This window comes from Vibrio sp. M260118, assembly GCF_036533755.1.
Classification (GTDB): Bacteria; Pseudomonadota; Gammaproteobacteria; order Enterobacterales; family Vibrionaceae; genus Vibrio.
Window position 1 is genome coordinate 1 of sequence record NZ_JATABG010000435.1, and the last position, 2,577, is coordinate 2,577.

Here is a 2,577-nt window from a genome sequence, read left to right on the forward strand (position 1 = left end):
ATGGGTCGCTTCTTATTGGATACAATAATTATGAAAGAAATACCTTTCCGCTGGATAGACAAATATCTCATTCACCTAAAAATACAAGAAAAATTCTATCTACTCTTCTTACTACCTGTTGTTGCTCTTTTAGTTTTAACTCTCGTTCTAGACAACAGTGCTGACCAGATGCTTGTTCATCTTTATAACGATGAACTGGTGTTAATGCGTGACCTAATTGAAGCGGGAAACCTCTCTCAACAGCAAGTAGCATCTATCATCAATAGCTCTGAGACAATTAAGTTCGGCACTGGTGTCGGTTCGGTAAGCGTTAACAACGGTGCGTTTAGCCTTGAAGCAATTCACGACCAAAACTTGTGGAGTGCCATGTCAACTACGCACATGGTCATTATGCTCATTACACTGTCACTTGTAGCTTTAGGCGTCTACTACATCATGACCTTCATTGGCGGCGCGATGTTCACTATGAATAAAGCGCTCAACACCTTAGCGGACGGTGATTTAACCAGCCGCATGAACTTTTTCAAGGTTAGAGATGAGTTTAGTGAAATTGCCATCACGATTGATAAAGTTGCTGAACGTGAGCAGAACTTGGTTATTTCGATTCAAGAGTCTGTCGCACTGATGCAGCAAATCAGCTCTGACCTAAATCAGTCTAACCAACAAACTGCTGAAGTTTCTGGCACTCAGCAAGAGCACCTTAACTCTTTAGCTAGCGCGACAGAACAGATGGCATCAACCATTAGAGAAGTTGCTACTCTTGCTCACGAGTCGAGCACTCAGACGGAAGACGCACGCAGTGTCGCTAGCCAAGGACAATCCAAAGTTGGAAACACGCTTGAATCTATCTCTAAACTTTCTCAGGAGGTTCAATCTGCCTCTGAAGCGGTAGCTGAACTAGATGCCAATGCAGCGCAAATTGATGAAGTCGTTACAACTATCAACGGTATCTCGGAGCAAACCAACTTGTTAGCACTTAACGCTGCGATCGAAGCTGCTCGTGCAGGAGAACAAGGTCGAGGCTTTGCCGTAGTAGCTGACGAAGTGCGCGCCCTTGCGGGTCGAACTCAACAAGCAACTGTTGAGATTCAAACCATGATTGAGGCGCTACAACGCAACAGTCAATCTCTGACTCAGTTAATGGAAACAACGGTAGTTAACGCCTCTGAAGGACAGCAACGCATGTCAGAAGTAGACATTGAAATAGGTTCATTGGCAGACAAGAACCAGTCTATCTCTGATAGCAGCATTCAAATCGCGACGGCAGCTGAAGAGCAAGGTGCGGTAGCAGATAACATTGCCGCTAGCGTCGAGGAGATTCGAGTCCAATCAGACAGCGTGTGTAATATGATTAGCGCAACCGAGTCTAACATCGCTCAGTTACGTAGTCAGAGCGACCAGATGGAAGCCTTACTCACCGGGCTTAAAGCCTAACGACGTCAGAGCCGCCTTTCGCGGCTCTTTTATTTGCTTTTCAATAATACATCCTAGAAAATACCCCACCTTTCCAAACAAACAATTTGAGTAAACCAATGACTCCAGCTATTTATCTAGTCAAAGGACGAGACAAGTCACTTCGCCGCAAACACCCTTGGGTATTTTCTCGTGGGATTCATAAAGTCGAAGGCGAGCCTAAACTTGGCGAAACGGTTGACGTCTTTGCCCATGATGGTAAATGGCTTGCGAAAGCGGCTTACTCACCAAGCTCTCAAATCCGAGCTCGCGTTTGGAGCTTTGAAAAAGAGTCAATCGACAAAGCGTTTTTCATCAAACGTATTCAAGATGCTCAACTCCTGCGTGAAGACATCATTGAACGTGACGGATTGACTGGCTACCGCCTTATTGCTGCTGAGTCTGACGGCTTGCCAGGTATTACCATCGACAAATACCAAGACTACCTAGTGTGTCAGTTATTAAGCGCTGGGGCGGAATACCATAAGCAAACTCTGGTTGACGCTTTAATTGAATGCTTCCCTAACTGTAATGTTTACGAGCGCTCTGACGTGGCTGTACGTAAGAAAGAGGGTTTAGCGGAAACAACTGGCGTTCTTCACGGCCAAGAGCCACCAAGATCAGTCGTTATCGAAGAGAACGGTGTAAAAATCAGTGTTGATATTGTTGGCGGACACAAGACAGGTTTCTACCTAGATCAAAGAGATAGTCGCCAACAGGCAATGAAGTATATCAAAGACAAAGAAGTGCTCAACTGCTTCTCATACACTGGCGGCTTTGGTCTATATTCACTAAAAGGCGGCGCAAAACGCGTTATTAACGCAGATGTGTCTCAACCTGCTCTCGATACCGCGAAATACAACGCAGAACTTAACGAATTCGATATATCAAAGAAACGCGCTGTATTCCTCAATGCAGACGTGTTCAAATTGCTACGCGAATACCGTGACCAAGGCACTAAATTTGATGTTGTGATTATGGATCCGCCTAAGTTCGTTTCGAGCAAAAACAACTTAACCTCTGGCGCTAACGGCTATAAAGATATCAACATGCTGGCGATGCAAATCCTAAAGCCTGGCGGCACACTACTGACCTACTCTTGCTCTGGCTTAATGAGTGGAGAAC

2 protein-coding genes are annotated in these 2,577 nt (G+C 45.2%); both read left to right on the plus strand.

Going from position 1 to position 2,577, the window contains the following annotated elements; all coding sequences use genetic code 11:
* Nucleotides 1-30: 30 nt before the first annotated feature.
* Complete coding sequence (locus QTO00_RS17980) at nt 31-1,434, plus strand: methyl-accepting chemotaxis protein (protein WP_331425999.1); 1,404 nt, start codon at nt 31-33, stop codon at nt 1,432-1,434.
* Between the two features lie 98 nt (nt 1,435-1,532).
* Nucleotides 1,533-2,577: class I SAM-dependent methyltransferase (locus QTO00_RS17985; RefSeq protein WP_331425998.1), on the plus strand; the 1,045-nt coding region annotated here is incomplete at its 3' end.

Coding starts and splice junctions, on each gene's coding strand:
- QTO00_RS17980 (WP_331425999.1), top strand. CDS start 31: ATGAAAGAAATACCTTTCCGCTGGATAGACAAATATCTCATTCACCTA.